Genomic DNA, 3,373 nt, shown 5'->3' on the forward strand with positions numbered 1-3,373 from the left:
GGGGGCAGGGCGCGGGGGCGGGGTTTCGTTTCAACCTGAAACGAAACCTTCTCGGCCGCCTTCGCCGCCTCCCGGGCCGCGCGCTCGGCGTCGGCCCGGATCTGCTTCGAGGATTTGAGGCCCCGCGTCGCGGCCCGGTGCATGGCCTGATAGTCGATCCGGCCATCGGCTCGGTACAGGAACACCGGCCGGGGCGGGTTCACTGCACCCTCCCCAGGCCGGCCGGCGGCTCGGCGAGTAGGGATCTCACGGCGATGTCGACCCCGCTGAGCATGCCGGCCGCAATCGCCAGGGCGTGGTCCCGCACGTCATCGAGGGAGCGGCCGCCGCGGGCTAGTAGGTCCGCGACTACACGGCAGACCACGGCCTGGGCCACGGCGTGCTGCGCCCTGGCTCTGAGCGTCACTCCATCGCTGAAGGATGTAGAGGACCGGCCCCCGTCGCCTGGGTCGCCGCGCTCTGCACCTAGGGCAAGAGATCGAGGACCGGTACGAGCCAAAGCTCGCCCCCGTCGAGGATCTCAGCAAGGGACATCCCTCCCCTTCTTCGCATCTCGATTACACGCATGGCTGCCGTCGTTAAGAAGGCAAGGCGCGCCCTTTTTTGGAGCTGTCACCCGTTCGCTATCGCAGGCCAGCACTGGAGCTGCTGTCTCGCCACTAACAGTCAGTCGGGCCACACAACCCCATCGTTGTACTCTGGCACCAGGTACGTGCAATCGCTCTGCCCCTTTCGGCAGTCCAAAGGAACCTTACAACGGAGTGCGCCGGCGATGCGGGCCACCACGGGGTCGTACTTGGCTCTAAGAGCGCGAGGGTACACGGCGGAGACGGTGTGCAGCGCGTCGCAACCCTCAATCTGCTTACGGTAGACGATGTTGCTGCCTTGGTACCCGGAATAAGCCAACCAGTTTCCCCCTGTGACCACAGGAGGCGAGTTTGCATTTTTAAGGTCAGACCGAGCTTGCCAGTGCTCCCCGCTTGTCTTGTATGACACCCGGATACGCTCCCTTGGCAGCAGATCCCAGAGCCACTGCTTGTAGGCCCCGAACGTCTCCTCGGTGTTGTAGTTGCCGAAGATCCGGACTTCGGCGCCATCCTTCGACCGGAAGGTGCGTCCATCGCCATTGGCTGGCGGCTGCTGGGCCTTGAATAACCCCTGAGGGATTTCGGCGATAGTCCCGAAGCGGGTGTTGCTGAACAGGACCCATAGATCCGCGTCATTGGCCACGGCCGGCGCCGAAAACAGCAGCACAAGCGATAGGCCCCCGATGCTCCCTGGTCCGCGCATTGCTCCCCCCTCTCTGCAGGGTAAGGGCACAGCATAACTCAAGCACTTGATCCACCTAGCAGCACGACAGGGTCAGCCCTGGAGCGGGCGGCCGCTGACCCAGCACATACCAGGCGTCCGCGCATGCTCTGGCAGGCTCAATAATCAGACCGGCCAATCGTCCTGCCTCAACCTCTCCACGAGGTTGAGGCGCTGTTGGAAAGAGATGTGCGTCAGTGGTTGGGTCAATCCGAAAGAGCCATCTGGCGTAGATGCTAACGGTGCCGCTCGCGGTTTACCCGTCAGCCAGAGGGGTACTAAGCGAATGTCATCTGCGATCGCGCGGTAGAACGTCTCCTCAAATTCGCGCGCGCCAGCCTCGTCTGCCCAGACTTTCACGACTAGGATCGGCCAAGCCTCCCCGCCGTATTTGAAGCTGGACGTATAGGCCAACCCAACCGTGCGCCCCGGCACACCGTGATGGCAGCCATAGGGAAGATCCGCAGTGTCGATTTGGACGTACACCCGGACATGTTCAACACGCGAGCCAGGAGGGGCACCAAGCGTACCCCTGTACTCGGTTCGAGCGTCAAGTTGCCGGGCGCCATAGCGGAGCTCTTGGCGTTTGCGGATTTCGCGGACCACGACTAGGCAGTGGAATTCATCGTTGCGAGGAAATGCCTCTTCCCACAGATCCGCCGTCCACGCCTCTGGCGTCGGAGGTTGTTCCGGCTTCCTGCTAAACCAGCCCATTTCGCTACCTTTTCAGGACACCATGTCAGGCGTCTCCCGGCCCGTCGAGAGAACGAAGCGGAGCTTGCTGACGAGGCCGGCATCATCAACCTTGATCGCCAAGGTGCTCGTTACGGTCGACACGTCTCAGCTTCACAATGAAAAAGGCCGCCAGGTGCGCGACACACCCGGCGGCCCGTCGGTCCCGTCTTCGGGGACCCCGGCGCGGCCACACCCGCATTCGCGCCGGATCGGAAATTAAAGTGCCGACTTGTAAATCTTGACCAGGACTACAGTTTTCACTGCGCGGGGTGTGGAGACTTACTTCCCGTTATCGGATCGTCGGCGGAACCCTCTCAGACTACCCCACCACATACCGGCCAGAACGTGTTCAGAACGGCCGGTAATTCTTGAATTCTATGCGCGAAGGCCCATCGCGAGCCGGTCGGACCGCGAAGGCGCGGCCCTTGTGACCTCGACGGCGGGCCCGTGTGGGCGCATCGAGGTGACAGGCACCCGGTCCCGGGCCGGGGCCGTGGCGTACAGCTCGGGCACCGCCAGCGAGATGTCGAGGCCCGGGGGCTGCACCCCGGGCTCGGCCGGCAAGTGCTCCACGACCTCGAAGGCGCGGCGCAGGGTGAACCTGTGGAGGTAGCTCGCACCCGGCAGGCGCAGGGAGCCGGCGCCGTCGGACCCGGTCGTAATTTCCGACTGATGCGGCGCCGGATCGCCGGCCGAGTTGCACCAGAATTCGCGGACCTCGCGCCGGATTTCCTCCCGCGGGAGGGGTGCCAGGCCGCGCCAGGCTTCCACGTGCGGGAGGGGAACGCCCTCGCCGGCCTCGGCGATCGCCGCGTTGGCGGCCTTCGTGGCGGTCTCGGCCTCGGCCTTGGCGGCGTGGATCGCGCGGGCCTTGGCCGACATCTGGGGAAGCTCGCGCTCGACCAGCTCGCGGTAGGCGGCCTGGGCCGCCACCGCGGTCTCGACCGTCTCTGCCAGCTCGGCCCGCGCCTCGGCCTCGCGCGCCACTGTGAGACGGTCGGCGCACGTGCTCATCAGGAGCTGGGCCCGGTCCCACCGGCGGCGGGCGGCCCGGCGGGCTTCGTCCAGCTCCGCGAGCCGCGCTTCGTCAGCCGACAGGAGGTTGAGCGAGTAGGTGTTCTCGGCCATCTCCACCGCGCGCTCGGCGTCGCGGAGTTCGTCCAGCGCGCCTTTCATGTCCGTTTCGGCGTCGGACACAGGCGCCGGGGCGGCGGTGCGAGCTCGCGTCAGCAGGGCTCGGAAGGCGGCGATCTTGGACATCATCAGGCCTTGGGGTTCGGGCCGCGGGCGGGCGGGGCGGCGTCGCGGGCGAGCCGGTCCAGTAGGGCGT

2 protein-coding genes and 1 pseudogene are annotated in these 3,373 nt (G+C 65.8%); all 3 read right to left on the reverse strand.

What is annotated here, in order from left to right; all coding sequences use genetic code 11:
• The coding region (locus FV226_RS27075; RefSeq protein WP_147765351.1) for a hypothetical protein at positions 1 to 203 on the reverse strand (203 nt) is incomplete at its 3' end.
• Between the two features lie 463 nt (positions 204 to 666).
• Entirely contained in the window at positions 667 to 1,254 is a 588-nt protein-coding gene (locus tag FV226_RS27080) for a hypothetical protein (RefSeq protein WP_147765352.1), read from the reverse strand.
• Positions 1,255 to 2,418: 1,164 nt separating this feature from the next.
• Positions 2,419 to 3,373, reverse strand: a pseudogene (locus FV226_RS27085) (hypothetical protein); the annotation flags it as partial.

The organism is Methylobacterium sp. WL12 (assembly GCF_008039475.1).
Lineage (GTDB): Bacteria > Pseudomonadota > Alphaproteobacteria > Rhizobiales > Beijerinckiaceae > Methylobacterium > Methylobacterium cerastii.